Here is a 26,747-nt window from a genome sequence, read left to right as displayed (position 1 = left end):
ATGCATGAGCCTGATCGTGTGGCTGTCATTCTAGCCGCGCGGTCTCACCAGTAGCCGCGGTAGTAGGGACGGTAGACACCAAACGGGCGGTGATAAACCCGGTACGGCCGGTAATAGCCATAGCTGTAATACGGACGGTACGGCCGATAATATCGCGGATAGACCGGTGCGTAGCCGTAGCCGCCGTAATAGGCGGGGGCGTAACCATAGCCGTAGCCCGGATATCCATAGCCGTAGCCGCCATAATAGGGCCGGCCATAATAGCCGTAGCCGTAAGGAGACCCCGCGGCGATGGCGCCGCCGATGAGCGCGCCGGCTGCGAGACCGCCGAGGGCAAAGCCCCAGCCGCTGCCGCGCCAATGCACCGGTGTGACATTGTCACCGGCAGCAGCCTTCATCGTCGCAACGTTGGTCGGCATCGGGGCCGCCGTGGCCTGCCCGATCTGGGCCACCATGACCACCCCGGCCAATGAACAGGCAATCGCCGTCTTCCAGATCCTCATCGTCCTACTCCCTGTCTGACCTTTCGCTTGGAAAAAGGATCGCAGCGTCATGATCGGACATCCTTGCGCCAAGTCAAAGCATTGAATTTCAAAGCCTGGAGTTTGCGTGCACCGCACAAGACGCTTGCCTCCGTTCTGATCAACCGGTGCCCGGCGACGTCATCGCCTGTGACAGCCGCGCGACGGTGGCTGAGGCCCGATCACCCCGGCAAGGCATTAAGCTTCCCGTGCATTCGCAACCAACAACCACCTTCACGATTTACTATTCGTGCCATTACTATCGGTTCCAATGTGCGCGGCCGGGAGGCTTCTCGCGAGCGCCAGAGTTGTGGGAGGATCACATGAGTGCCGCGAGACCCGAGCCGCTTGCCCGTCAGGCGCTGGCGTTTGTCCTGGCCGGAGGACGCGGCAGCCGCCTGCTGGAGCTGACCGACCGCCGCGCCAAGCCGGCGGTCTATTTCGGCGGAAAGTCCCGCATCATCGATTTCGCGCTGTCGAACGCGGTGAACTCCGGCATCCGCCGTATCGCGGTGGCGACCCAATACAAGGCGCACAGCCTGATCCGGCACCTTCAGATGGGCTGGAACTTCTTCCGCCCCGAACGCAACGAGAGTTTTGACATCCTACCCGCCAGCCAGCGCGTCTCCGAGAGCATGTGGTATGTCGGCACGGCGGACGCGGTGTACCAGAACATCGACATCATCGAATCCCACGCCTGCCGCTTCATCGTCGTGCTGGCCGGAGACCACATCTACAAAATGGACTACGAGGTGATGCTGCGCCAGCACGTCGAGAGCGGCGCCGACGTCACCGTCGGCTGCCTGGAAATGCCGAGGACCGAATCTTCCGGTTTCGGCATCATGCATATCGACGAGAACGGCTGGATCCAGGAGTTCCTGGAGAAGCCGAAGGATCCGCCGCCGATGCCGGGCAAGCCGGACGTCTCGCTCGCCAGCATGGGCATCTACGTGTTCGACGCGAAATTCCTGTTCGACCAGCTCAAGCGCGATGCCGAGGACCCGAACTCGAACCACGATTTCGGCAAGGACATCATTCCCTACCTGGTCAAGAACGGCCGCGCGATGGCGCACCAGTACTCGACCTCCTGCGTCCGCTCGGGCAGCGACACTCGCGCCTATTGGCGCGACGTTGGCACGGTCGACGCCTATTGGGCCGCCAATATCGACCTTACCGACGTGGTGCCCGAGCTCGACCTGTTCGACCGCGCCTGGCCGATCTGGTCCTATGCCGAGATCACGCCGCCGGCGAAATTCGTCCATGACGAGGAGAGCCGGCGCGGCCAGGCGGTGAGCTCGCTGGTCTCCGGCGGCTGCATCATCTCCGGCGCGTCGCTGCGCCGCTCGCTGCTGTTCACCGGCGTGCGCATCAACTCCTACGCCAATGTCGAGAATGCCGTGATCATGCCTTACGTGAGTGTCGGCCGCGGCGCCCGCTTGAGGAACGTCGTCATCGACCGCGGCGTCGAGATCCCGGAAGGGCTCGTCGTCGGCGAGGATCCCGAGTTCGACGGAAAGCGCTTCCGCACCACCGAGCAGGGCATCTCGCTGATCACCCAGCCGATGATCGACAGGCTCAATACATGACGCCTGTTCGCGTCCTCGCGGTCGCCTCTGAAGTCTATCCCCTCGTCAAGACCGGCGGCCTCGCAGATGTCGCCGGCGCGCTGCCGGTTGCGCTGAAGGCGCATGGCGTCGAGATGCGCACCTTGCTGCCGGGCTATCCCGACGTGATGCGCCTTTTGTCCGGCACAGAGGAACTGCGGCGCTGGTCGGATTATTTCGGCGGCCCCGGCCGGCTGCTGGCGGGCTCGCATGCCGGGCTCGATCTGTTCGTGCTGGACGTGCCGCATCTCTATGCGCGGCCAGGCAACCCCTATGTCACCACTGACGGCGTCGACTGGGCAGACAACGGCGTGCGCTTCGCCGCGCTGTCGCGCGTGGCGGCCGATATCGGCCACGGCCTCGTGCCGGCCTTCGTGCCCGATGTCGTGCACGCCCACGATTGGCAGGCGGGGCTCGCGCCGGCCTATCTGCACTACGACAATCGTCCACGGCCCGGCACCGTGATGACCATCCACAACATGGCCTACCAGGGCAAGTTCGCCCCTGAGCTGATCGGATCGATCGGCCTGCCCTGGCATGCCTTCAACGTCAACGAACTGGAATATTTCGGCGGCATCAGCTTCTTGAAGGCCGGCTTGAGCCTTGCCGATCGTATCACCACGGTATCGCCGACCTACGCGAAGGAAATCCAGAGCGACGAAGGCGGCATGGGCCTCGGCGGCCTGCTTCGTGAACGATCCAACGTGCTGAGCGGCATCCTCAACGGCATCGACACCGAGGTCTGGAATCCGCAAACCGATCCCCACATCGCCTACCGCTTCGGCGCGGAAGACCTGACCTTCCGGGCCGCGAACAAGGCGGTGCTGCAGCAGCAGTTCAACCTCGATTCCTCGGACGAAGCGCCGCTGCTCGGCGTCATCAGCCGGCTGTCGTGGCAGAAGGGGCTCGATCTCCTGATGGAGGCCATCCCGACCATCCTGCGCGAAGGCATGCAGCTCGCGCTGCTCGGCAGCGGCGACCGCGATCTGCAGGATGGCTACCAGGCCGCGGCCCGCGCCAATCCGGGCCGGATCGGCGTCGTGATCGGCTATGACGAGATTCTGGCGCATTTGATCCAGGCCGGCTCGGACGCGCTGATCGTGCCGTCGCGCTTCGAGCCGTGCGGCCTGACCCAGCTCTGCGCGCTGCGCTATGGCGCAGTGCCGATCGTCTCGCGCGTCGGCGGCCTCGAAGACACCATCGTCGATATCGGCGAGGCCGACGCGTCCGGCCACGATGCCACCGGCTTCAAATTCGCCCCCGTGACGGCGGATGCCCTCGCCGGCACGCTGCGCAAGGCCAACACCGCCTTCCACGACAAGCTGACCTGGCGCCGCCTGCAACGCAGCGGCCTTGCGACCGACGTCTCCTGGCGTAATCGCGCCGGCGACTATGCCTCGCTGTACCGCGATCTCATGGCGGCGCGCGCGTGAGGCAGAGCCGAATCCATGCTATAGAGCCGACATGGACCCCTTCGCGATCAAGCTGCTCGGCTTTGCCGCCGCCACCTGCACCACCGTCGCCTACGCGCCGCAGTTCATCAAGGTCTGGAAGACCCGCTCGGCGCGCGACATTTCTCTCGGCATGTTTCTGGTCATGATGCTGGGCCTCACGCTCTGGCTCATCTACGGCCTGCTTTCAGGCGATGCCCCCCTGGTCGCGGCGAACGCCGTCACCATGGTTCTCGCCGGCGGCATTCTGGTGATGAAGCTGAGATATGGGTGAGGCTTTCTTCGCCTCTCCCCGCTTGCGGGACGACGGAGAAGAGATCATTACCCAAACACATACGAGGCCATCGCCACATGCGCGACCTCGTCGACGAAGACGCGCCGTCCGACGTCGCTTCCCGCAGCACCGGCCGCCACCATCAGCGGCAGCAGATGATCCTCGCGCGGATGCGCAAGGCGTGCGCTCGGCGCGTTCTCCCAATCGACCAGCATGGCATTGCGGCGCGCCGCATCGGGGTTGCTGATCGCCTCGTTCAGATAGGCCTCGAAATCATACGAGACGGGCTTGGACTCCGGACGGTTGAAGCCGCGCATGTTGTGATAGGTCAGGCCGCTGCCGACGATCAGGATGCCTTCGTCGCGCAAGGATGCGATCGCCTGCCCCACCTTGACGTGCTCGGCCGCGTCATAGCTGGACTTCAGCGACAGCAGCACGATCGGCATGTCGGCATTCGGATACATCAGCCCGAGCGGAACGAACGTGCCGTGATCGAAACCCTGGTCGGGATCTTCGCGGCAATCGAGGCCGGCATGCGTGAGCAGCGCCTTCACTTGCGCGGCAAGCTCGGGCTTGCCCGGCGCCGGATATTTGATGTGGTAGGTATGCTCGGGGAAACCGTAATAATCGTAGACCATCGGTGGATGCGGCGAGGTCGACACCGTGAAGGCGTCGGCTTCCCAATGCCCGGTGATGACCAGCACGGCCTTCGGCCTCTCGGGCAGAAGCTGCGGCAAGTTCGCGAACGCCTCGGCGGTCTTGGCATATTGCACCCGCCTGTCCTCCATGAAGGGCCAGGGGCCGCCGCCATGCGACAGGAACAGGGTCGGAAGTCGCGTCATCGGCTCGTCTCGTTGACAACAGGCACGTGCGAGCGGTCCGCACGATCGGCGATGAGCATAGGCAAAGCGGCATGGTTAGCAAGTCGTTAACGATTTGCCGCCCAGAATCCCCGCTGGGCCGAAGCAGTCGGCCTGAAGACAAGTGAGACGTACGATGAGGAAGTTTGCGCTGGGGGACGTCGTCAACAGTGACAAGGGCCGCCGCGGTGTCGTCCGCGCCGCCTTCAAGTCGCGGGATGGCCAGCAGTTCTATGCCGTCGAGAAGGACGGCGCGATGGATTATCTGGAGGAAGACCGGCTCAGCCCGGCGCCGCGCGTCGAGCTCGCGGCTTAAATCCGCTTCATCTCCTGCCCTCATTTGCGAGCCGGTCGAGACGATCCGCGATCGGATCGTCGCCGCTCGCGATGCCGTCGTTCGTGATCAGCAGCAGGCGATCGCCGCTGGCTGCGTCCCAGCGTGGCAGGTCGGGACCATGTAGGTCGGGACCATTGGGATCGCCACTTCGGGCGAAGTTTATCCAATAGGCGCGCATGCGGCCTGCGACCTCGCGGTCGCGCCGCGACAGGATGCCCGCACCGGGCACGCCTTCCGCACCGAAGATGAACTGCAGCTCGCGCCCGTGGCCGACGTCCGGATTGGCGCGCCTGGCCTCCGGCACATAGGCGAAGCGGTAGCGAAAGGTCGGCGCGCCGCCTGCCGCGTGCAGACGTGCCAGCAGCCGCACCGGCTCGGAAAAGACCTTGTCGGTGTAAATTCTTGCCGCGAGATCCGAAGGACTGGCGAGATCGGGATAGAGCTTGCGCAATTCGCCGTCGCCCGCGCCCGGCGGCGCAAGCTCCCCCTTGATCGCGGTCTCGTTCTCCAGGCCGGTCTCATCCTCGTTCGAGCCGATGATCAAGGGAATGCGGCTTTGGCGTCCGGCGGCAAAACCTGCGGCGAGGTCCTCGGTCGCGAGACGTCCATCCATCATCGGTGCAAAGCTGCGCGGCGATGTCTCCAGCAATTGTTTCTCGGCGGCCAGCAGGCGCCGCGGCTCGACCGCGCGCAGATCCGTCTTCGGCGAAAGCGCGGCCACGAAGAGCCGGCCGATGGCCTCCGCCTCTTCCGCCGAACGCAGGCGCGCGCGGCCGGGCACCGATTGCAGAATGGCCTTGTGGAACAGATCGCGCGCTTGCGCGGACAGCATCAGCAGCGCAATCGATGTCGCGCCTGCATCGCTGCCGAACAGCGTGACGTTATCAGGATCGCCGCCGAACGCCGCGATGTTGTCGTGCACCCAATGCAGCGCGGCGATCTGGTCCATCAGGCCGAAATTGCCGGAGCCGCCGTCCGACACCGCGGGATGCGAGAGCCAGCCGAGCACGCCGAGGCGATAATTCACGGTGACCACGATGAGGCCCGCCTGCGCCAGCTTGGCGCCATCGAACAGCGGATCGTTCGCGGTGCCCGCGACGAACGCGCCGCCATGGATGAACACCATCACCGGCAACGGGCCGTCGACCCCGAAAGGACGAAACACGTTCAGCGTCAGGCAATCCTCGCTCGCCGCCGGCAGCGCCGGCTGAAGGCACGGCGCGCCGTATTCGTAGGCGGTGCGCATCTCCGAGCTTTCGGTCGTCGGCTGCGGCGGTTGCCAGCGCAGCGCGCCGAGCGGCGGCGCCGCGTAAGCCAGCCCCTTGAACGAGGCCACCTCGCCTTCCACGGCGCCGAGCATCTGCCCTTCACGCGTCAGCGCGAATGGAAACTGCCCGACCGACTGGGCGAGGGCCGGGCCGGCGCCACACAGGACTGCAATAGCCGCAACGAATGCAAGCAGGGCCCGCATCTTCGCAACGATCTCGATGAAGGGTTTTGGCAGGTTATGTCCGAAGCCGTCGGCGAGGCAACCCTCGCGCACCTTGAGCCTAACCGCCTTTGCCAATCAGCTCCGCGAGCGCGTGGCGCGCGACGATGCCGAGCTCGCCGAGCGTGGAGTGTCCCGCCCGCGCCGCCTCGATCAGGCGCTCGGCGATGAACCTGCGGCTGTCGTGATCGCCGCCATGCGGCAGTTGCCGGCACGTCTGCTCGAGGACGACGTCCATGTTCGCTCTGGTTCGCTCACTCAACTCTGTCATGACGCCCGGGCGGTACGCGTGGCTTGTAAGCGCAAGCATACACAGAAGGACGATGGCTGATTACCCCGGGCGATCACGGCCATTGTGCATCGCGGTGCGTGTGGTGCCACAACCTTCGCGCGGTCACGAAGCCGCCGCAAACGACCACCCTAAGATTGCACTTGCTCTAATGACAAGCTGAGCCTGCGGCGATAGCCTGCCGCCAAAACAAGACATCCGGGAGGAATACCATGCCTGACGCAATGGTTGCCACACGTGCCTCCGATGGGCGCGGAACCGCTCAGCAGGTCGATGTTGCCGTGGTCGGCGCCGGATTTGCCGGCCTCTACCTTCTCCATCGCCTTCGCAAGACGGGGTTCTCGGCAGTCGGGCTCGACGAGGCCGGCGATGTCGGCGGCACCTGGTACTGGAACCGCTATCCGGGCGCGCGCTGCGACATCCAGACCATCGATTACAGCTACACGTTCGATCCGGAGCTCGAGACCGCCTGGACCTGGTCGGAGAAATACGCGACCCAGCCCGAGATCCTGCGTTACCTCGGCTTCGTCGCCGATCGCTACGATCTGCGCCGCGATATCCGTTTCAAGACCAAGGTCACCGAAGCCAGATGGGACGAAGCGTCGGAGCGCTGGCTCATCACCACTGACAATGGGCCACCCGTCTCCTGCCGCCATTACATCATGGCGACCGGTTGCCTCTCCGCGCCAAAGCCGCCGGAGATCGACGGCGTCAAGGACTTCAAGGGCGAGGTCTATTTCACCGGGCGCTGGCCGCATGACGGCGTCGATCTCACCGGAAAGCGCGTCGCCGTGATCGGCACGGGCTCCTCGGCGATCCAGTCGATCCCTGTGATCGCCGAGCAGGCTGCGCATCTGACGGTGTTCCAGCGCACACCGAATTTCGCTTTGCCGGCGCATAACGGCCCGGCGCCCGCGGACCGCATGAGCCTGCTGCAGAGCGACCGCGCGGCCTATCGCGAGCAGGCGCGGCAGTCGATGGCCGGCGTGCCCTACCCGCAGCAGACGGTCGTGAGTTGGCAATTGAGCGATGCCGAGCGCCGCGAGCGGTTCGAGCGCGCCTGGGCCGCCGGCGACCTCGTCCACATCCTGACGCAGCTCTGGGCCGACCAGGCCGTAGACGTCGACGGCAACAAGATCGTCCAGGACCTGATCCGCGAGAAGATCCGCGTCGCCGTCAAGGATCCCGAGACCGCCGCGGCGCTGATGCCGGACGACCATCCGTTCGGCGCAAAGCGCCCCTGCCTCGAGACCAATTATTACGCAACCTACAACCGGCCGAACGTCACGCTGGTTAATCTGCGCAAGGAGCCGATCAAGGCGATCACCGCGAGCGGCATTTCCACGAACGGCCGCAGCTTCGACGTCGACGTCATCGTCTTCGCAACCGGCTTCGACGCCATGACCGGCGCGATCCGTGCCGTGCATCCGATCACCGGGCGCGGTGGCAAGTCGCTGTCCGATGTCTGGGCGCAGGGGCCGCAGACCTATCTCGGCCTCACGGTCGAGGGCTTCCCGAACTTCTTCATGATCACCGGACCCGGAAGCCCGTCGGTGCTGTCGAACATGGCGGTGTCGATCGAGCAGCATGTCGACTGGGTGGTCGATCGCGTTGCATCGCTGCGCGATGCCGGCTTCACCACGATCGAGCCGACCGAGACGGCACAGGCCGGCTGGAACAGGCACATGGCCGACTGCTCGATGCTGACGCTGCACCGGCTCGCCAACACCTGGTACACCGGCGCCAACGTGCCCGGCAAGGTGCAGGGCCTGATGCCCTATACCGGCGGCGTCGGCCCTTATCGCAGCATCTGCGACGAGGTGGTCAGCCGCGGCATGCTCGGCTTCAAGCTCACCGGCCCCGATGGCGCCGTCCAATGCAATGACGGCGAGGTGGTGCGCCTGCAGCCGGACGTGCGGCTGGTGCTGAACCTGCTCGCCTCGCTCAACCTGCCGCCGATCGAGTCGATGGGCGCGCTCGGCGCCCGCGCCTTCGTCAACGAGTTCAACAAGGGCCGGCCTGCGGGGCGGCCGATCGGCGAGATCGTCGACGGCACCCTGCCCGTCGCCGACGGTGCGTTGCCCTACCGCGTCTACAAGCCGGCAACGCCGGGACCGCATCCGGTCGTGGTCTATTTCCACGGCGGCGGCTGGGTGCTCGGCGACGAGCAATCGGACGAGCCGTTCTGCCGCGACATGGTGCGGCGGACCGGCATGATGTTCGTCAGCGTCGGCTATCGCCACGCACCGGAGCATCGCTTCCCGACCGCGGCCGAGGACGGCTATGCGGCCACGCGCTGGATCGCCGAGCACGCCGCCGAGCTCGGCGGCAGGCCGGGCCCGGTGCTGGTCGCCGGCTGGAGCGCCGGCGGCAACATTGCGGCCGTCACCTGCCAGCTCGCGCGCGACCGCGGCGGGCCCTCGATCGCCGGCCAGCTTCTGGTCTGCCCGGTCACCGACTGCAGCTTCGATCGGCCCTCCTACAACGAAAACGGGACCGCCTACTTCCTGACGCGCTCTCTGATGTACTGGTTCTGGGACCTCTATTGCTCGCCGGCGGACCGCACCGACCCGCGGGTCGCCCCGCTGCGCGGCAAGGTTGCCGGCCTGCCGCCGGCCCTCGTGGTCACCTGCGAGTTCGATCCGCTGCGCGACGAGGGCATCGCCTATGCCGAGGCAATGGCCGCAGCGGGCGTGCCGGTCGAGCAATTGAAGGCGCGCGGCCACTTCCACTCGTCCTTTGCGATGGTGGACGTGGTGATCACAGGCGTGTCGGGACGGGTGCAGATGGCGGAGGCCTTGCGGCGCTTCGCCGGACTGCCGCCGGAGGTCCGCCGCGGCGAGAGCAACCAGGAGCATGACAGCCCCGGGCGCAGGATCGCAGCCGCCGCGAGCTGAATGGCGACAGGCGGCCGGCAACCATTCCCCGGCCGACCCAGCGATTGGTGTGGGCCCGGCAGCCGGCTGTATCCGCCGGATACAGCTAAGGCTGCTGGTCAGGCAGCAACGTCGATGCGGCGATTAGGCCGCCTACTGATCCAAGAGCCGCAACAGCCCATGGCCACGCGTAGCCGGCAGCCGTTCCTCCGTCCGATAGAATCGCACCGAGCGCTGCGATGCCGAGTGCAAATCCGGCCTGCCGCATGACCACGGTGACCGCCGAGGCCATGCCCGCTTGGGCCGGCGGCACCAACGCAACGACGGCGCTCGACAATTGCGGATGCGCGAGGACTGCGCCAATCCCGGTCAACAGCATTCCGCTTGCCGCCGCGGCGAGAACGACCTGCGCATTCGAGAGCCAGCCGCTCGCTGCCAGGATCAGAATGAGATCGCCTGCGAGCAGCGCCAGCATCGCCGTTGCGAACAGCCGGCGCCAGCCCCAGCGTATTGCGAGGCGAGCACCATAGGGCGGCAACAGAAGCATCGGCAGCGTCGCAAAGAGCATTGCGAAGCCAACGGACGGGCCTGCCCAGCCGAAGGCTGCGTTCAGGAACGGTGGCAGATAGACGAGAACCGCCCAGTATCCAACAGAAACAGCAATCAGCAGCGCGGAAATGCCGACCATGACCGGCCGCATGAACACAGCGGGGTCGAAAATCGGCACGGGCCGCCGCCGCTGCTGCATCACGAAGATGGCGAGCAGGCAGGCGCTCAGCCCGAGGCCCGCTGCAATCCGGGCCGGCACTTCACCTCCCTTCAGCAGGCTCTCGATCGCAATACCAAGCGCAAGCGTGAGAAGCACGACGCCGCTCCAGTCCAGCGGGCGGCCGGCGGGATCACGCGATTCCGCGACCAACCGCGGAACGGCCAAAAGCGTGAGCAGACAAAGCGGGATATTGGCCAGGAAGATCCAGCGCCATCCGAACCAGGCCGAGACAAGTCCCCCGAGCGCTGGTCCGAGTGCCATGGCGGTGCCTGAGAGCACGCCCATGAACGCAAAGGCGCGGGCGCGCTCGTCAGGCCGAGCATAGGCATTCGCAAGCAGCGCAATGCCTCCCGTGATGACGAACGCCGCGCCCAGGCCTTGAACTGCGCGCCCGGCCCACAGCATTGGACCGCCCGCCGCGAAGCCGCAAATGATCGATCCGACCAGGAACACGACGTTGCCGCCAAGCAAAGCGCGTCGACGTCCATACTTGTCGGCTAGCGCGCCCGCAGCGAGCAGCCCACCGGTAAATGCCAGACTATAGGCATCCATCACCCAGGCGTAGGCAGCGCTGCCGAAACCGAGTTCGGCTGCCATGGCCGGCATCGCGACAACAACCGCGGTCACGTCGAATTGCGTCAGAAAGGCCGCCATGCCGAGCACCATCGCCGGCAGCAGGTCCTGCCAACGGCTTGGAGACTGCAGATCGGGTTCAGGCGTGATCATCGTTGTCCCATGGTGAAAGCATCTGGTACCGCTATGCATGTCGGGGCGAGGCCTGCGCCAATGCAATACATTCACATCGGCATGAAAATGATTCATGATGATGCAATGCGCTCATTTCCTCCCTTTGACGGGCTGATTGCGTTCGAGGCAGCCTTGAGACATGCGAACGTCACGCGCGCCTCCGCGGAGCTCGGGCTCACGCAGAGCGCGGTCAGTCATCGGCTCCGCAAGCTCGAGGACTTCGTCGGGACGCCCCTCCTCATCCGGCAGCCGAGTGGCTTGTGTGCCACGCCCGCCGGCATTGCCCTCTCCAACGAGTTGGCCGGTTTGCTCGACAGGATGGCGGATTTTCGTGCGCTTTGTCGCGCCGCCGCTCCGCCACCGGCCTTGAAAGTCGGCGTCGGTGCAGCGCTTGCCGACTATTGGCTCGTGCGCCGCTTGCCCGATTTTGCGCTAGAGCATCCCGGCATACCGGTTGAGCTGGCCGTACGTGAAGCCGACGCACATGCGAGGTCGACCGATCTCGACGTCGCGGTTGTGTGGCAACCAGCAGCCGGCTTGAGGCCAACGTCCACGCAGCGTTTGCTAGTTCGCGAGCATGTTTACCCGGTCTGCCACCCACGCCTGCTGCCTGGCCAGCAGCCACTGACCGACGTGACGCGCCTCAAATCGTTGCCGCTGCTGCACAAGGGCCGGTCCGGCGATGACCGCGGGGTCGAATGGTCGTGGACCTCCTGGTTCGAACGATTGGGTCTCGGCCGCCCGCCACCCGCCGAGATACGTTTTGCGACGATTGCCACCGCCATAGCCGCCGCCCTCGCCGGCAACGGGATCGTGCTCGCGCGTTCACTGCTGGTCCAGGATGCCCTCAAGGATGGCAGGCTGGTGCGGGTGCTTCCGCAATCCTGGGACTTGCCGTCGAGCAAGGCTCAAATCGTGCGCTGGCCCGCGGCCATGGCCAAAGATCCCCGCGTGAAGGCGTTTGTCCGCTGGATATTGCAAATTCCGAAGATTCCCAGCGATTGAGCCGTACTCCGTAGCGGATGAGCCGGGAACCTTTTCCCGGCTGCCGCGTTGGCTGACCTGTGGCATTGAGATGCAGCGACAGATGTATGGGCCCCGGCACGCGAGCACGTGTGCTGGGGTCGTGTTTTGCGTGAGGCAGGGCGATGGGGGACGTGGTCGGGGATTCAAAGGTCAATTTCGGCGCGCTTGCGGTGCTGCATAAATGGCCATCACTTGCCAATCAGCGCCAGCCTGACCGGAAGCCCTACCAGCTCATCGAAGGCACGCTCGACGATTGCATCTCGGCTTTCATGCAGAAACCGGCGACGACCCGGCACCTCTACGAGATCCGCACCGTAGCGCAGCCGCCGCTCGTCACCGAGATCCTCTCCCCCGAACACGTCCTCGAGCTGTCGCGCTTGAGAGAATTTCTCTGACGCCCTTCACAAGCGTGCGAGCAGGAACCTTCTTCCGGTTCTTCCCGTTGTCAGGGATCAAAGCAATGACGTGAGCGCCTCGAGATGTTTGACGCCGGCGTATCATCACCGATCGTGCCTTACGGAGCGGACCAGACCCTGTTCGTGGTGGTTGATCGCCGTGACGAGGCGACCGAAATCCGCATCGAGCGCAGCGATCTCGACACCACGATCGGCGAGCTCGTCGCCGGCTGCTTCAATGACCCGATCAAGGTGATCTCGTTCAACACGCTCGAGCACTGGATGAAGGATATCTCGTGCGACGTCGCCGGCGAGATCCGCGCACGCTGCGACATCTATGGAATAGAGCTCCCCGATTATCTCAGCGACTTCATCGAAAGCCATTCCCAAAGCGCGATGAAATGAAGCTCACTTGCCGAAAAGGACGGAGGTGCGCTCCCTCCCTGCTTGCGGGAATGACTATCGCATTTGGGAGTTTTTCTCTGCGGCCATCCTTCGAGACGCCCGCTTTGGGCGGGCTCCTCAGGATGAGGGCGGAGTGCGCGGCAGCAGTTTCAACGAGCACTGATGCTGATTAGCCTCATCCTGAGGAGGCGCGTCAGCGCCGTCTCGAAGGACGAGGCGTGCGCGCAGGCCGCCGCCACAAGTCATATCCGATAGCCCTGCGCTTGCGGGAGAGGGAGTGCACCTCCCTTGTAGCAATCGAACCTGATCGCATCGTGCTTTAGTTGCGGCGGCGTTTGCCGGCGATGACCTCGATCTCGCGGCGGCGTTCGCCCGCGAAGGTCAGCAGCTTTTCGATCGTCAGCGTATCCGTGATCCGTTTGGCGAGCCGCTCGGCACGCGCAGCCTGATCTTCGAGATGCTGGATCGTGTTCAAGCGTCGCCTCCCCCAAAGCCCCGAATTGTGCGGACAGCCATGGTGCTTGAGAAGCCGCTAACAGCCGGTTAAGCGCGCCCGCACGGTCGCGACGCGTGGCGCCCTATTGCACGACTTCAAGCCTGACATTGGTAATGCCCTTGTCGACCATGCCGAGCGCCTCGGCGGCCGACGGCGAGATGTCGACCACGCGTCCGCGCACGAAGGGCCCGCGATCGTTGACCCTGACCGTAACGAAACGGCCGGAGGAGGTCTCGGTAACGCGCAGCTTGGTGCCGAACGGCAGGGTGGGATGCGCCGCGGTCAATTCGTTCCTGTCGAACTTCTCGCCGCTCGCGGTCTGCGTATCCGAATAGAAGCTGGCGATGCCGTGCGACGCGGTTTGCTTTGCGTCGCGGGCGGGGATGCGCGCCCGGCTGATCGGGCGTGGATGCAGCGCCGCCACCCGGTGCGGGCGCTCGACCGCGGCTTGCCGGGTCGTTCCGGCGAGATCGGCTTTCTGACGGCCGACCGGCGATTGCGAGCAGGCAGCGAGCGATGCGGCGCCCAAGACCGCGAGCAATAACCGGCTCGAGCTCGCCAGCGACATCCGGGCAGTTTCGGCACTTGCAATGCGAGACATGATGCGCCCTCCGAACAACCCCAAGTTTCGGTGGGCAATGAGGGCAGAACCTTGTCGGAACAAAAGCGGCTCTGGGGCCGCCTTCGTTTCGCGCCAGCTGTGGCGATTCCACCACAGTGACCTGTTCAGAATCGGGACAGATCAGCGAAGGATCAGCCCGATACGCCCCGCGAGCCGCGTTTTCGGCGCGGCCCGATTTCTAGTACTTCGGCTCGTACATCTGCGACTGGACCAGGGCCTTCACGTCGTTGGGCGCGGGTCCGTCGGCGAGCGCGCGTTGATAGGCCACATCCGCAACCGCCGCCGCGATGCGCACGGAGACCTCGCGGATACGCGGCAGTGCCGGATAGAGGCTGCCCTGAGCGAGGTCCTCCTTGCCGACGCAATCGGCGAGCGCGTGGGCCGCCGCCATGAACATCTCATCGGTCACGAGGCGCGAGCGGCTGGCGATGACGCCGAGGCCGACGCCCGGGAAGATGTAGGAATTGTTGCCCTGGCGCGGCACGAAGCTGCGGCCGTTGAGCTTGACCGGATCATACGGACTGCCGCAGGCGAACAGCGCGCGTCCCTCCGTGTAGCGATAGGCATCCTCCGCCGAGCACTCGGCTTTCGAGGTCGGGTTGGAGAGCGCGAACACGATCGGCTGCTCGTTGAGCTCGGCCATCGCCTTGAGCACGTCGGGCGTGAAGGCGCCGCCGACCGCGGCGACGCCGATGATCGCCGTCGGCTTCAGCGTCTTGATGGCGGTGAGGAAGTCGGCGATCGGCGCCTGACCGGCATGGGCATAGCGGAGCTTATGGCCAGAAAGGCCTTCACGGCCGCTGACGACGAGACCGCGGGAATCCACCAGCCAGTTGCGGCGAAGCGCGTCCGCCTCGGACGCGCCTTCCGCCATCATGGCGGAGACCACGAGGTCGGCGATGCCGGTCGCCGCCTCGCCCGCGCCGAGGAACAGGATCTTCTGATCCTTCAGCTTGCCGCCGGAGATGCGCAGAGCCGAGAACAGGCCGGCGAGCGCCACCGCCGCGGTGCCCTGGATGTCGTCGTTGAAGACGCAAGCCTCGTCGCGATATTTGTGCAGCAGCTTGAACGCCGAATGATTGGCGAAGTCCTCGAACTGGATCAGCACGCCCGGGAACGTCTTGCGCGCGGCTTGCATGAACTCGTCGACGAAGCTGTCATAGGCCTCGCCCGTCAACCGCCGCTCGCGCAGGCCGAGATAATAGGGATCGTTCAACAGCTCTTCGTTGTTGGTGCCGACATCGAGCACGATCGGCAAGCACGCTTCCGGATGCACGCCGGCGCAGGCCGAATAGAGCGATAGCTTGCCGACCGGGATGCCCATTCCGTTGGCACCGAGATCGCCAAGTCCCAAAATGCGCTCGCCGTCGGTGACGACGATCAGCCTGGCCTGGTAGGGCCAGTTCTTCAGGATCTCCGCGATCTGGCCGCGGTCGCGCGAGGAGATGAACATGCCACGCGGCCGCTGGAAGATCAGGCCGTATTTCTGGCAGGCAAGCCCGACCGTCGGGGTGTAGATGATCGGCTGGATCTCGTCGATATTGTCGACGACGACGCGGAAGAACAGCGCCTCGTTGCGGTCATGCAGCGCGTTCAGGGCAACGTATTTTTCCAGGTCCGTCGGCAGCGTGCGCAGATTGGTGAGCACGCGCTGAGCCTGGGTCTCCATCGTCAGCACGCAGGGCGGCAACAGGCCGCGCAAGCCGAGTGCGGCGCGCTCTGCTTCCGTGAAGGCCGTGCCCTTGTTGAGCAGGGGGTCGCGCAGCAGCGTCATGCCGTGCGCGGTGTCGGATGATGTCGAATGGGCGCTGACCCGAGCAGGTCTATTCACGATTCCCCCAAGGAGTTTCTTATTGAACCACGACCATTGTCGGCCAGCGTTCAATCGAGATCAAGGAGACTCCGGCCGCGATCGTGATCTCGCACCGCAGCAGATTTTGCAAACGCCTGGCACTTGCGCGCGAAAAGGTTTAACGCGCCAACCGGGGCGCGCGTTGGCGGAGCCGCAAATAAAGGCAGGCCGGAATTTGGGACTGCTTATCCCGCCGCCCGCCGGGGCGTCAGATTGGCAGCGCTGTCCGCCGGCGGCGCGATGTGCATCAGGATGGTCTGCACCGGCGATGCGACCTCGATCCCGTTCTGCTGGAAGCGCAGCTTCATGCGGCGGTTGAATTCGCGCTGGACCGGCCAGCGGCCGGCCTCGGTGCAGCGGATCTGCCCGACGATCGACACCATCGCGCCATCGACTTTGTCGACGCCCCACAGCTCGAGGTCGCCGCGGATGAGCGCGCGGAAGTCCGCTTCACGGCGCATCTCATCGACGATGTCCTTGAGGATCTGGCCGGCGCGGTCGGTGTCTTCCTTGTAGGCGACGTTGACGCTGACCGAAGCGTTGCCGGCGCCGCGGCTGGCATTGGTGATGGTCGTGACTGCGCTGAACGGCACGATGTGCACGGCGCCGTCGCCCGCGCGCAGACGGATGGTGCGGATCGAGACGTTCTCGACGACGCCCGACAACCCCGACACGCTGACGCTGTCGCCGACCTGCACCGTATTCTCCAGCAGCAGGAACAGGCCGGTGATGAGATCCTGCACCAGCTTCTGCGAGCCGAAGCCGATCGCAATGCCGACGATGCCGGCGCCCGCCAGCAGCGGCGCGACGTTGACGCCGATCTCGCTGAGCGCGGTGAGGCCGACGATTGTCGCGATCAGGCAGAGCAGCGCTGTGCGCAGCATCGGCTGGAAGGTGCGCAACCGCGCGGCGCGGGCATAGTGCCCGTCCCGCGACAGCGTATTGATCTGGCGGTCTAGGAGCGCATTGCTGGCTTCCCAGATCGCCGCGGCGATGAGCACGGCAAGGCCAATGGTCACCACGGCCGAGATCAGCCGGCTGCCGATCTGGCCGCCATAGAACCAGACGATCGCGTCCACGCCCCAGACCTCGAGCACCGCCACGAAACCGATGAAGGCGATCACGCCGGATACGATCCTGCGGAGCAGCGGCAGATAGCGGTTGGCACGGATCTCGAGGCCGGGAAAGCGCTGGAGGATCTCCGGCTTGATGCGGAAACCGCGATCGATCAGGCTCAGCGTCAGCATGATGACGACACGTGCGACCAGCGCCACTGCGATGGTGCCGACGAAATATTGCAGCAGCAGCGAATAGCCGTTGCGGATGTTGAGCGCCCACACCGCCCAGAGCGCGAGGTCGAGCGCGATGGCAAGATAGTGCCAGCCGCCGGCGACGCGGTTGCGCAAACGAGCCGCGATCCCCTGCCGCTCGGCCGGGGCGCGGATGGCATCGGCGACCTGGCGGCGGCATTGCAGGACGATGACGGCGATGAAGAGGTGCACGACCAGCATCACCATGCGCAGCAGCGCGGCGTAGCCGGCGCGGTGCAGGCCGAGCAGCAGCGCCACATTGGCAAAGGCGATGCCGGAGACGCCGACGCCGACGATGCGGCGTGCCCAGATCTCGACATAGGCGGCGGTCTCCGCGCGCACCGGAAACAAGCCGAACGGCCCCGCCAGCGCCCGGACCAGGCAGATGAGCCCGCGCGAGAACGCATAGGCGTTGACGACGGCGAGGATCACGAGGCGGACGGTTGTCGGTTCTCCAATCTCCGTCCCGAGCAGCGCGGTGGCGACGCCGACGAAGACGAGCACGGGAAGCAACTCGAGCACGAAACGCCCGAGCACGAAGGGCAGGCGCAGCATGATCTGCCAAACCCGCGCAAGGCTGTGGCGTCGCTCCTGCATTTCAGGTGCAGGCGTAACGTCGGCGACTGACGATGGCGGATCGGCAAGCGGCAACGCGGGTGCCGGCAGGCGCGCGGATTGCGGCACGCGTCCCTCCAGGAACGCGACCGGCCGGCGGATCAGGCGGAAGATCACCCATTCGGCCAAGAGGGCGCAGCCGAGCACCAGCGCCAGCTTCCAGGCGATCTCGATCAGAAGATTGTAAGCCGCGGGATCGTTCGCGGTGCGCACGATCCAGTAGTAGAACGCCGGAAAGTGCGTGAGCGTCCGCGCGATGCCGGCGATCTCACGCGAGATTTCGCCGATCTCCTCCGAGACCGTCAGCATGAGCTGCGCACCGAGGCCGTCGGCCGAAAGCGGGATCGGCGAATTCGGCTGCGGCGCGGCCTGTTGCGAACCAGACGCGTTGGCGATTGCACGGAGCGTATCGATCATCTGCGCGCGCTTCTTGTCGTCCTGAAGCGTGTCCAACGCACGCTTCGCCTCGTCAGGCGATAGCGCCGCGGCACCGTTCGCGGACGGCGCATCGGCGCGGGCGCAGGAGAGAGAAGAGATTGCAAGGAAAAGAGCGGCGAGAAGCGCCGGGACAAGCTTTTGCGACACGCAGATTCCCTGGAAAAGTGAATGTGCTCGCAGGTAGCGTGGCCGTCACCGCCGAAGCACATCCGTCATGTCGGATCGGCGCTATTCGCCCCCAGCCTGTGTCGGAAGTTGGCCTTTGGGACGACATTCTCTTGGCATTTGCCGCAATGCAGGATCGGGAGCTGATGTCTCCGTCAGTGCGCGCAAAGACCCGTTTGCGGATCAACCAGCAGGATTGAGACGAGCGGGGTGTCAAAAAAAATTGGTGCGGCGGCCTTCACGGCCATCCGACACGATCAAAATACAGCGCCGGGAAGGTAGGGGCTTTGCCTCACTGATGCAGCCCGCTAAACCTTGTCCCGGCGTGCCGTTCGCGGTTTCCGCCGCTATGCGATAGTCCGAACGAGCTCCATCGCAATTAACGCGGCTGGATTTGCGGAGGTGGTGTCATAGACCTCCCCTTGCTCATGAGGTGGACGTTGCGCGTCGCTTGTTTGCGACCGCTATGATGCTCCTCCTGCGTCGCAAAACTGTCAAGCGGGATCAATGATCTGACGATCACATTTGACGATCCGAGTTCCGCCGTGCAAATCGCTTCCGCGCGAAGTGAGGGATTTCCGAAGGCAGCCGGCATGGTGACATCATGCCCCTGTTTTGCCCGACGATGCAAACGAATTTCGTGAAATCCGCATCGCGGACGATGGGAGCCGATAAGCCATTGATTCCGCTATGCCCAGCTACTGTGCATGGGGTTGTTTTCGCACTTTTGGTCGATGGCCACCCGGCCAACTAGAGAAACATCTCCGCCAGGTCGACCGTCGAGGCCTTTCCGATCTGGTCGAAGTTTCGCGCCAGCCAGTTGCGCGCCGCCGCGCGGCCCTCATCGCGCAGGCGGCACAACAGGCTCCATTCGGGGTGGAACTGCGTGGCCGTGCCGAGCTGCGACATCAGCGCGTCGTTGCCGATCCAATGCATGTACATGCGGCTGTGCTTGTTGCTGTCGAGCTCGCCGTCGTCGATCAGGCGGGTGGCGAAGGCGATCGCGCGCATCTCGCGCATCAAGGACGAATTGAAGCTGATCTCGTTGATGCGGTGGAGGACATCGGCGGCACTGGCCGGCAGCTCGTCGCGCCGGATCGCCGTCACCTGCACGATGACGACGTCGTGACTGCCCTTGCGGTAGATTAACGGATAGATCGCGGGATTGCCGAGATAGCCGCCGTCCCAGTAATGCTCGCCGTCGATCTCGACGGCCTGGAAATAGGGCGGCAGGCAGGCCGACGCGAGCACGGTGTCCGCCGTCAGCAGCGGGCTCTGAAACACCTTGATCTTGCCGGTGCGGACGTTGGTGGCGTTGAGAAACAGCTGCGGCGCCTCCGGCGAGGAATTGAGCCGGTCGAAATCGATCACGCGCTGCAGCAGCGCGCGGAGCGGATTGAAATGAAAGGGATTGAGCAGGTTCGGCGGCAGCGTGTGTGTCAGCGTATGGATGAATGCGTGGACCGGATGATATTCCGGCGGCAGCTTCAGGGCCTGGATCCACTGGTTCAGCGGCGACATCAGATCGTACGCCATGTCCATGCGCGAGACTTCGTACCAGAATGCGTGCAGGCTCTCCCGCGCGGCCTCCGCGCCTCCGTGCGCCATGCCCGAGGCCATCGCCACCGCATTCATCGCGCCGGCACTGGTCGCGCTGATCGCCTCGATCGCGAGCCTGCCGTCCTCGAGCACCTGGTCGAGCACGCCCCACACGAAGGCGCCGTGCGCACCGCCGCCCTGGAGCGCGAAGTTGACGTTCTTGCAGTTCGTGGTCCCGCCGGCTGTCACTTTGCTTGCCTCTTGCCTCCCGTGCCTTCTTTCTCCAGCGCCTTGCGCACCTGCTTGAACTCCTCCAGCGAGGCCTTGTCGGCACGGGGGAAGCGCAGGTCGAGCTTTTCCAGCTCGGCATTGATCACCGAGCCGATCACGACGCGGGCGAACCATTTGTGGTCGGCGGGCACGACATACCAGGGCGCATGGGACGTCGCCGTGTGCCGGACGATGTCCTGGTAGACCGCCTGGTAGCGCGGCCACAGCGCGCGCTCCCTGATGTCGTCCATGGAGAACTTCCACTGCTTGGCCGGATCGTCCAGCCGCGCGAGGAAACGCTCGCGCTGCTCTTCCTTGGACAGGTTGAGAAAGAACTTCAGCACCACGGTGCCGTTGCGGCAGAGATAGCGCTCGAAGGCGGAGATGTCCTCGAACCGCTCCTTCCAGATGTTCTTGGTGACGAGCCTTGGCGGCAGCTTCTGCTTGGCGAGAATCTCCGGGTGTACGCGCGTCACCAGGCATTCCTCGTAGTGCGAGCGGTTGAAGATGCCGATATGGCCGCGCTCGGGCAGCGCGACTGCATGACGCCAGAGGAAGTCGTGGTCGAGCTCCTTGCTGCTCGGCGCCTTGAAGGCCGTGACCTCGCAGCCCTGCGGATTGATGCCCTCGAAGATCGCCTTGATGGCAGAATCCTTGCCGCCGGCGTCCATCGCCTGGAATACGATCAGGAGCGACCAGCGATCCTGCGCGTAGAGCTTCTCCTGAAACGCGATCAGCCGCTTCTTGTTGGCATCGAGGATCGCCTGCGCCTTCTCCTTGTCGAGATCGCCCTTCTCGTCGGTCTTGTGGTCCTTGAGGTGAAACTTGCCCGAGCCATCGTAGCGAAACGGCGTGATGTAGCGGTCAAGCTCCTGGGCGAGCGACTTGGACGGCTTTTTGCTCATGAGCGCGGGGCACCTTGCGTTGCAACTTCAATCGGTCGAGCAAGCTACCAAGGATGCCCTTGGGAAGGAATATGATGAAAAGCACGAGCAGCACGCCGTAGACGAGGTTGTCCCAGCCGACCGCCTTGGTGCCGAAACCGATGCGCAGCGTTTCCGCCAGCAGGATGGTGATGATGGCGCCGACGGTCGGACCGAGCGAGACGAACAGCCCGCCGACGATCGCGGCGAACACCATCTGCAGCGAGACCGCGATGCCGCTGACCGTGTCGGGCGTGATGAACATCTGGTACTGGCAGTAGATCGCGCCCGCCAGCGCCGTCATCAGCGCGCTGAGCAGCGTGATCTTCAGCTTCTCGGCGGTGACGTCGACGCCGGCCGCGGCGGCGGCATCCTCGTCCTCGGAGATCGCCTCCAGCGCATAACGCGCCATGCTGCGGTCGACCCAGTGCCAGACCACGATGCCGAACAGCCAGACCGCAAGCGCGATCAAGTACCAGGTGGTCTTGTCGTCGAATTGCAGCGCCAGCAGCCTGTTGCCGGACGCGCGGTTCGGGGTGTAGCCGAGCGAGCCGCCGGTATAGTCGCGCGTCGCGGTGATGACCTGGAGCACGATGCCTGACAGCGCCAGCGTCACCAGCACGAAATAATGCCCTGTGATACGAAAGCGGAAGCAGGGATAGCCGACGATCATCGCCAGCGCGCCGGCCGCCGCCATGCTGATGGGAATGCCGATCCAGGGCGACAATCCTGCGTGATTCCACAACAGCGCCGTAACGTAAGCGCCGATCCCCATGAAGCCGCCATGGCCGAGCGAGACGAGGCCGAACCTCCCCATCATCGACCAGGACGTATAGGCGAACGACCAGATCAGGATCAGCACCAGGATGTGCAGATGATAGGGATCGCGATAGACGAAGGGCAGCGCGACCAGCGCCGCCAGCCCCACGCCCCATGCAGCAAGCCGCCCCTGCCCCATCATCGGCGCCTCGCAAGCAGGCCCGCGGGCCGGATGAACATCATGACGATGAAGAACGCGAAGGCCAGCACATAGCCCCATTCGAGGTCGGAGAACAGGCCCCCGAGCGAGATGATCTCGGCGAACACGAAGGCGGCGATGAACCCGCCGATGAAATTGCCGAGGCCGCCGAGCACGCAGATCAGGAAGGTGATCGGCCCGAAGGACAGACCGACGAAGGGATGCACGTCGTATTGCAGCACCAGGAGGCAGGCGGCGAGGCCGGCGAGCGCGCCGCCGAGCGCCGACGTGATCAAGTAGATCCGCTTGGTGTCGACGCCCATCAGCGCCATGATCTGCCGGTCCTGTGAGATGGCGCGGATCGCAGTGCCGGTGAAGGTGCGCGTCATGAACAGATAGACCGCGACCATGCCGACCAGCGCGGCGGCGAACGAAAGCAGTCGTGCGTAGCTGAAATTCATGTCGCCGAAGGCGAGCACCGGCAGGCGGATGCCGAGATTGCGGAAGTCGATGCCGAAGGCCACGGTGGCAAAGCTCTGCAGCACGAACAGCACCCCGCCGGTCGCGAGCAGTTGGTTGATCGGTGGCGCGGTCAGCAGCGGCGCAATGACGAGGTAGTGCAGCGCCGCACCAAGCACGGCGACCAGCAGGATAGTGAGCGGGGCAGCGACGAAATAGCTGACGCCGTAATACTGCACCATGAAATACATGCCGTACATGCCGATCATGACGAGCTCGGCGTAGCAGATCCAGGTCACGTCGATGACGCCGAAGATCAGGTTGAGCCCCAGCGCAAGCAGCGCCAGCACGCCGCCGAGCAGGATGCCGTTGATGACGGCCTCCAGCAGGTAGATGTCGAATACGTCCAGGAACGCCTGCATGCCCATCACACCCCGAGATAAGCTTCCTTGACCGTGTCGCTCGCCAGCATCTCGGCCGAGGTGCCGGAGGCGCGGATCGTGCCCGCCTCGATAAGATAGGCGCGGTCGACCACCTTCAGCACCTGCTGCACGTTCTGCTCGACGATCAGCACCGTCAGCCCGCTGGCACGGATCCGCTTCACCAACTCGAACACCTGCTGCACCACCACCGGCGCGAGCCCCGCCGAGGGTTCGTCGAGCAGCAACAGTTTCGGATTGGACATCATCGCGCGGCCGATGGCGCACATCTGCTGCTCGCCGCCGGACATGGTTCCGGCCATCTGGTGACGGCGTTCCTTCAGGCGGGGGAACAGGTCGAACACCACCTCCAGCCGCTCGGCGTAGTGGTCCCGCGCCTCCTTCATGAAGGCGCCCATCTTGAGATTGTCGTCGACCGTGAGCTGCGGAAACAGCCGCCGGTTCTCCGGCACATGCGCAATGCCGAGGCTGACGATCTTGTGCGACGGCGTCGCGACGAGGTCGACGCCCTCCATCCTGATCGATCCGCGCGAGGGACGGATCAGGCCGGAGATGACGCGCATCAGGGTGGTCTTGCCGGCGCCGTTGGGGCCGATGACGCCGACGGCTTCGCCGGCCTTCACGTCGAGGTTGACGTCGAACAGCGCCTGGAAGGTGCCATAGCCGGCATTGAGGCCGCGAAGCTCCAGCATCACCTAGCCCCCTGCGCGGCGGCGCGCTTCGGCGGCCGCGGCCTGCGTGGTCTCGGCGTCGGTGCCGAGATAGACCTCGATGACGCGCGGATCGCCCGCGACCGCGCTCGGCAGGCCTTCCGAGATCTTCTCGCCGTGATCGAGCACCATGACGCGGTCGACCACGCGCATCAGGACGCCCATGATGTGCTCGACCCAGATGATGGTGATGCCGAGCTCGTCGCGGATGTTGCGCAGCATGTCCGCAGCCTGGTCCATCTCGGCCTCGTCGAGACCGCCGAGGCTCTCGTCGGCGAGCAATAGCTTTGGCGCGGTGGCGAGCGCCTTCGCCAGCTCCAGCTTCTTCAGCCCCGCTGCGCCAAGCCCATCGACGCTAGCATGGCGATCGGTCGGCAGGCCGACCATCGCCAGCGACCGCTCGGCCGCCTCCTCCGCCTTGGCGCGGCTGTGGCGGCCCTGGCCGTAGAAGCCGGCAAGCGCGACGTTCTCGAAAATGCTGAGGCGGCGGAACGGCCGCGGGATCTGAAAGGTTCGCCCGATGCCGCTGTTGATGATCCGGTGCGGCGCAAGGCCCGCAATCTCGTGCCCGGCGAACACGATCGATCCGGAGGTCGGCGCCAGCGTGCCGGACAGCATGTTGAAGATCGTGCTCTTGCCCGAGCCGTTGGGACCGATCAGGCCGAGGATCTCGCCCTGATCGACCCGGAACGAGACGTTGTTCACGGCGGTGAAGCCGCCAAACCGCTTCACCAATCCGCTGACTTCCAACACCGCAGAACCCCGCTATTGGTTGCTGTAGGTGGTGCCCTTGGGCAGCGGCAGCACGGCCTCGCGCTGCGCCTGGCTCTTGGGCCACACCACATAGGACTTGTCGTCGACGTATTGGATCACGACCGGGAACGAGCGCTCGTTCTGGCCGGCCATTGGCGAGCCCTCGCCGTGGAATTTGACGCCGAAGCCGAGCATGGTGCCGCCTTCGGGTATGTCGGTGTCCAGTGCTGCCTTGCGCAGGGAATCGGGATCTACGCCGCCATATTTCTTGATCGCTCGCGGCAGCACGTCGTTCAGGAACAAATAGGTGTTGGACGCAGCCATGCCGACATGGGCCGAACGGATGGCGACACCCGGCTTGCGCTTGTCGAACTCCTCGCCGACCGCCTTGATGATCGGCGGCAGCTTCGGATCCATGCTCTTCTGGTTGGCGAGCCAGATCGAGATCGGATCGGTGTTGAAGACATAGTTTACGTCGGCGCCCAGGCCTTCCTTCAGCTTCTCATAGACCCCGTAGCCGGCGCCGTGTCCTACCAGTGCGCCGAACTTCAGCCCTTGTTCGCGGGCTTGCCGGAGCAACAGGGTGATGTCGGGATTATAGCCGGTATGGAACACCACATCCGGCTTGGCCCGCTTCAGCTTGGTGACCAACGCAGACAGATCCGGGGCCGTCGCCGAATAGCCCTCTCTGAGCACGATGTTGAAACCGGCCTTCTTGGCACCGGCCTCGTTGCCTTTGGCAACGTCGACGCCGTAGGCGCCGTCCTCGTGGATGATGGCGACCCGCAGGTCCTTCGGGTCCTTGCCCAGCTTTTCCTTCGCGTTCTGCGCGATGAAGTCCATCGTCATCATGCCGAACTGGTCGCCGGAGGCCTGCGGTCGAAACACGTATTTGTAGTTCTTGTTCTCCAGCACCGCCGACGAAATGCAGGTCGTGATCCACATGAACTTCTTCAGCTGCTCGACCCGCGCGGCCACCGGCACGCATTGCGCCGAGGAGAAGAAGCCGAGCAGCATGTCGACCTTTTCCTGCTCGATCAAACGGATCGCTTCATTGATGGCGATATCCGGCTTGCTCTGAGCATCGGCATAGATCGCCTCGATCTTGTAGCCTTCGACGTCTTTCGCGCTGTACTGATCCAGCATGATCCTTGCGCCGGTATATTGCAGCTCCGAACCGCCGCCGGCGAGCGGGCCGGTCAGATCGTAGATGACGCCGATCTTGAGCTTTTTCTCTTGAGCCTTGTCTTGGGCCGCGGCAGACACCGCCAAGCCCGTCGCTGATATCGCGACCAACAGCCCACGTACCAAGCGGGCAGCCATGCGCAGGCGCATCAAAACCTCCCTGGACGATTTGTGCATTGCATTCTTGGTGCAATTCTTCGGCCCATCACATGGGCTGCGCGCGGCGATGTCAAGCCTCGCGCATCAGCGCGCTGCGAACTGCTGCTCGACGAAGGCCGTGACAAATCGCGGCATGGACGGCCTGAGATCGCTGGTCCCGCGCACGAGATGAATGGCGGACAGCTCCGGCTCGATCTCGCGCGCAAGGTTGGCTTCGATCCTGGCGCGGGCCGCATCGCCCGGCATGTCCAGGTTGATGACCTGCAACATTGCGATCGTGGGGCCGGTAACCACGCAATGCCAGCCGGGCTGGATCCGATAATCGGCCGCGGTCAGGCCGGTCTCCTCGCCGAGCTCGCGGACGACGCTGCCGGGGATGTCGAGCGCGCCGTCCCTGACGTCGTCGAGATCAGGCGTTCCCGAGGGGAAATAGATGCGGCCCGCATTGGCGGTGTGGGGCGCCATCTCGCCCATGATGAAGGTGCCGTCGGAGGCGCGCAACGCGCCCATGCCAAAGCCGTTGAACACGGCCTTGTCGGGAAAGCCCCAGTCGCGCCAGGCGAGAAAGCTTGCGAAATCGGTCTCGAAATAGGTCGCCCTCAGGTAACCGTCACTGAACACAGCGTCGCGCCCGAGCAGGATGCGGCCGTTCCAGATCTTCGGCCGCTCGCGCTGCTTCTCGGCGAAATGCGCCGCGATCTCGGCGCGGCGCTCCTCGGCGAACGGCCAGACGATCGGCCGCACGGCAAGATCGAGCGTCGCGACGCGATGAATGACCGGAGACTTCATGACGGGTCGGTTACCACGCCT

25 protein-coding genes are annotated in these 26,747 nt (G+C 64.7%); 8 read left to right on the top strand and 17 right to left on the bottom strand.

What is annotated here, in order from left to right; translation table 11 throughout:
* Nucleotides 1–44 precede the first annotated feature (44 nt).
* Nucleotides 45–503, bottom strand: coding sequence for a hypothetical protein (locus I6F28_RS25480; RefSeq protein ID WP_036006709.1), 459 nt, complete (start codon nt 501–503; stop codon nt 45–47).
* Nucleotides 504–844: 341 nt separating this feature from the next.
* Here I6F28_RS25480 and glgC point away from each other — a divergent pair, with 341 nt between their 5' ends.
* The 3 genes from glgC to I6F28_RS25465 are packed head-to-tail and all read left to right on the top strand — an operon-like array spanning nt 845 to nt 3,850.
* Nucleotides 845–2,107, top strand: coding sequence for a glucose-1-phosphate adenylyltransferase (glgC, locus tag I6F28_RS25475; RefSeq protein WP_036006706.1), 1,263 nt, complete (start codon nt 845–847; stop codon nt 2,105–2,107).
* On the top strand, nt 2,104–3,558 hold the full coding sequence (gene glgA, locus I6F28_RS25470; protein ID WP_109144914.1) for a glycogen synthase GlgA: 1,455 nt from the start codon (nt 2,104–2,106) through the stop codon (nt 3,556–3,558). Before glgC ends, glgA begins: the two co-directional genes overlap by 4 nt.
* Before the next feature lie 31 nt (nt 3,559–3,589).
* Nucleotides 3,590–3,850 (top strand): SWEET family sugar transporter, encoded by a 261-nt coding sequence (locus I6F28_RS25465; protein WP_036006700.1) that lies wholly within the window; start codon nt 3,590–3,592, stop codon nt 3,848–3,850.
* 47 nt (nt 3,851–3,897) lie between these two features.
* Here I6F28_RS25465 and I6F28_RS25460 read toward each other — a convergent pair whose 3' ends face one another.
* Nucleotides 3,898–4,692: a DODA-type extradiol aromatic ring-opening family dioxygenase gene (locus I6F28_RS25460; protein ID WP_036006697.1), complete on the bottom strand. Its 795-nt coding sequence runs from the start codon at nt 4,690–4,692 to the stop codon at nt 3,898–3,900.
* Nucleotides 4,693–4,846: 154 nt separating this feature from the next.
* Here I6F28_RS25460 and I6F28_RS25455 point away from each other — a divergent pair, with 154 nt between their 5' ends.
* Nucleotides 4,847–5,026: a hypothetical protein gene (locus tag I6F28_RS25455; RefSeq protein WP_036006694.1), complete on the top strand. Its 180-nt coding sequence runs from the start codon at nt 4,847–4,849 to the stop codon at nt 5,024–5,026.
* A 7-nt stretch (nt 5,027–5,033) separates the two neighbouring features.
* On the opposite strand, the gene I6F28_RS25450 is transcribed toward I6F28_RS25455, so the two are convergent.
* Nucleotides 5,034–6,518, bottom strand: a complete 1,485-nt coding sequence (locus I6F28_RS25450; protein ID WP_225141647.1) for a carboxylesterase/lipase family protein — start codon at nt 6,516–6,518, stop codon at nt 5,034–5,036.
* Between the two features lie 79 nt (nt 6,519–6,597).
* Nucleotides 6,598–6,846, bottom strand: a complete 249-nt coding sequence (locus I6F28_RS25445) for a hypothetical protein (protein WP_036025032.1) — start codon at nt 6,844–6,846, stop codon at nt 6,598–6,600.
* 191 nt (nt 6,847–7,037) lie between these two features.
* Between I6F28_RS25445 and I6F28_RS25440 the strand changes: the two genes are divergently transcribed.
* Complete coding sequence (locus I6F28_RS25440; RefSeq protein ID WP_225141625.1) at nt 7,038–9,722, top strand: flavin-containing monooxygenase; 2,685 nt, start codon at nt 7,038–7,040, stop codon at nt 9,720–9,722.
* 85 nt (nt 9,723–9,807) lie between these two features.
* On the opposite strand, the gene I6F28_RS25435 is transcribed toward I6F28_RS25440, so the two are convergent.
* Nucleotides 9,808–11,196 carry an MFS transporter gene (locus I6F28_RS25435; protein WP_225141623.1) on the bottom strand — a complete coding sequence of 463 codons (1,389 nt, stop codon included), beginning with the start codon at nt 11,194–11,196 and terminating at the stop codon, nt 9,808–9,810.
* A 60-nt stretch (nt 11,197–11,256) separates the two neighbouring features.
* Between I6F28_RS25435 and I6F28_RS25430 the strand changes: the two genes are divergently transcribed.
* The 3 genes from I6F28_RS25430 (at nt 11,257) to I6F28_RS25420 (ending at nt 13,043) form a co-directional block, all read left to right on the top strand.
* Nucleotides 11,257–12,222 (top strand): LysR substrate-binding domain-containing protein, encoded by a 966-nt coding sequence (locus I6F28_RS25430; protein WP_225141621.1) that lies wholly within the window; start codon nt 11,257–11,259, stop codon nt 12,220–12,222.
* Nucleotides 12,223–12,365: 143 nt separating this feature from the next.
* Nucleotides 12,366–12,638 carry a hypothetical protein gene (locus I6F28_RS25425; protein ID WP_225141619.1) on the top strand — a complete coding sequence of 91 codons (273 nt, stop codon included), beginning with the start codon at nt 12,366–12,368 and terminating at the stop codon, nt 12,636–12,638.
* 84 nt (nt 12,639–12,722) lie between these two features.
* Nucleotides 12,723–13,043: a hypothetical protein gene (locus I6F28_RS25420; protein ID WP_036006679.1), complete on the top strand. Its 321-nt coding sequence runs from the start codon at nt 12,723–12,725 to the stop codon at nt 13,041–13,043.
* Nucleotides 13,044–13,362: 319 nt separating this feature from the next.
* Here I6F28_RS25420 and I6F28_RS25415 read toward each other — a convergent pair whose 3' ends face one another.
* From I6F28_RS25415 to I6F28_RS25360, 12 genes are all read right to left on the bottom strand, one after another.
* A complete protein-coding gene (locus I6F28_RS25415) occupies nt 13,363–13,518 on the bottom strand; it encodes a hypothetical protein (protein ID WP_167361678.1) in 156 nt (51 codons plus the stop codon).
* A gap of 103 nt (nt 13,519–13,621) precedes the next feature.
* A complete protein-coding gene (locus I6F28_RS25410; protein WP_225141618.1) occupies nt 13,622–14,140 on the bottom strand; it encodes a septal ring lytic transglycosylase RlpA family protein in 519 nt (172 codons plus the stop codon).
* 199 nt (nt 14,141–14,339) lie between these two features.
* A complete protein-coding gene (locus tag I6F28_RS25405) occupies nt 14,340–15,992 on the bottom strand; it encodes an NAD-dependent malic enzyme (protein WP_074448138.1) in 1,653 nt (550 codons plus the stop codon).
* Nucleotides 15,993–16,198: 206 nt separating this feature from the next.
* Nucleotides 16,199–18,523 carry a mechanosensitive ion channel domain-containing protein gene (locus I6F28_RS25400; RefSeq protein WP_225141616.1) on the bottom strand — a complete coding sequence of 775 codons (2,325 nt, stop codon included), beginning with the start codon at nt 18,521–18,523 and terminating at the stop codon, nt 16,199–16,201.
* 768 nt (nt 18,524–19,291) lie between these two features.
* Nucleotides 19,292–20,329: a patatin-like phospholipase family protein gene (locus I6F28_RS25395; protein WP_036025026.1), complete on the bottom strand. Its 1,038-nt coding sequence runs from the start codon at nt 20,327–20,329 to the stop codon at nt 19,292–19,294.
* Nucleotides 20,326–21,255, bottom strand: a complete 930-nt coding sequence (locus tag I6F28_RS25390; RefSeq protein WP_225141614.1) for a polyphosphate kinase 2 family protein — start codon at nt 21,253–21,255, stop codon at nt 20,326–20,328. The genes I6F28_RS25395 and I6F28_RS25390 overlap by 4 nt, the downstream gene beginning before the upstream one ends.
* Nucleotides 21,215–22,234, bottom strand: a complete 1,020-nt coding sequence (locus I6F28_RS25385) for a branched-chain amino acid ABC transporter permease (protein ID WP_036025024.1) — start codon at nt 22,232–22,234, stop codon at nt 21,215–21,217. The genes I6F28_RS25390 and I6F28_RS25385 overlap by 41 nt, the downstream gene beginning before the upstream one ends.
* On the bottom strand, nt 22,231–23,112 hold the full coding sequence (locus tag I6F28_RS25380) for a branched-chain amino acid ABC transporter permease (RefSeq protein WP_109145936.1): 882 nt from the start codon (nt 23,110–23,112) through the stop codon (nt 22,231–22,233). Before I6F28_RS25380 ends, I6F28_RS25385 begins: the two co-directional genes overlap by 4 nt.
* 5 nt (nt 23,113–23,117) lie before the next feature.
* Nucleotides 23,118–23,822, bottom strand: a complete 705-nt coding sequence (locus I6F28_RS25375; protein ID WP_036025019.1) for an ABC transporter ATP-binding protein — start codon at nt 23,820–23,822, stop codon at nt 23,118–23,120.
* A gap of 3 nt (nt 23,823–23,825) precedes the next feature.
* Nucleotides 23,826–24,593: an ABC transporter ATP-binding protein gene (locus tag I6F28_RS25370; protein ID WP_225141612.1), complete on the bottom strand. Its 768-nt coding sequence runs from the start codon at nt 24,591–24,593 to the stop codon at nt 23,826–23,828.
* Nucleotides 24,594–24,605: 12 nt separating this feature from the next.
* The gene (locus I6F28_RS25365) at nt 24,606–25,928 is read right to left on the bottom strand and encodes an ABC transporter substrate-binding protein (RefSeq protein ID WP_036006653.1); all 1,323 of its coding nucleotides are present in this window, start codon (nt 25,926–25,928) and stop codon (nt 24,606–24,608) included.
* A gap of 93 nt (nt 25,929–26,021) precedes the next feature.
* Nucleotides 26,022–26,726, bottom strand: a complete 705-nt coding sequence (locus tag I6F28_RS25360; protein WP_036006647.1) for a hypothetical protein — start codon at nt 26,724–26,726, stop codon at nt 26,022–26,024.
* Nucleotides 26,727–26,747 lie beyond the last annotated feature (21 nt).

Origin of the sequence: Bradyrhizobium sp. NBAIM14 (assembly GCF_020193895.1) — a bacterium.
GTDB lineage: Bacteria > Pseudomonadota > Alphaproteobacteria > Rhizobiales > Xanthobacteraceae > Bradyrhizobium > Bradyrhizobium yuanmingense.
Note: the sequence above shows the minus strand (reverse complement) of the source record. Positions and strands in the feature narration are given on the sequence as shown.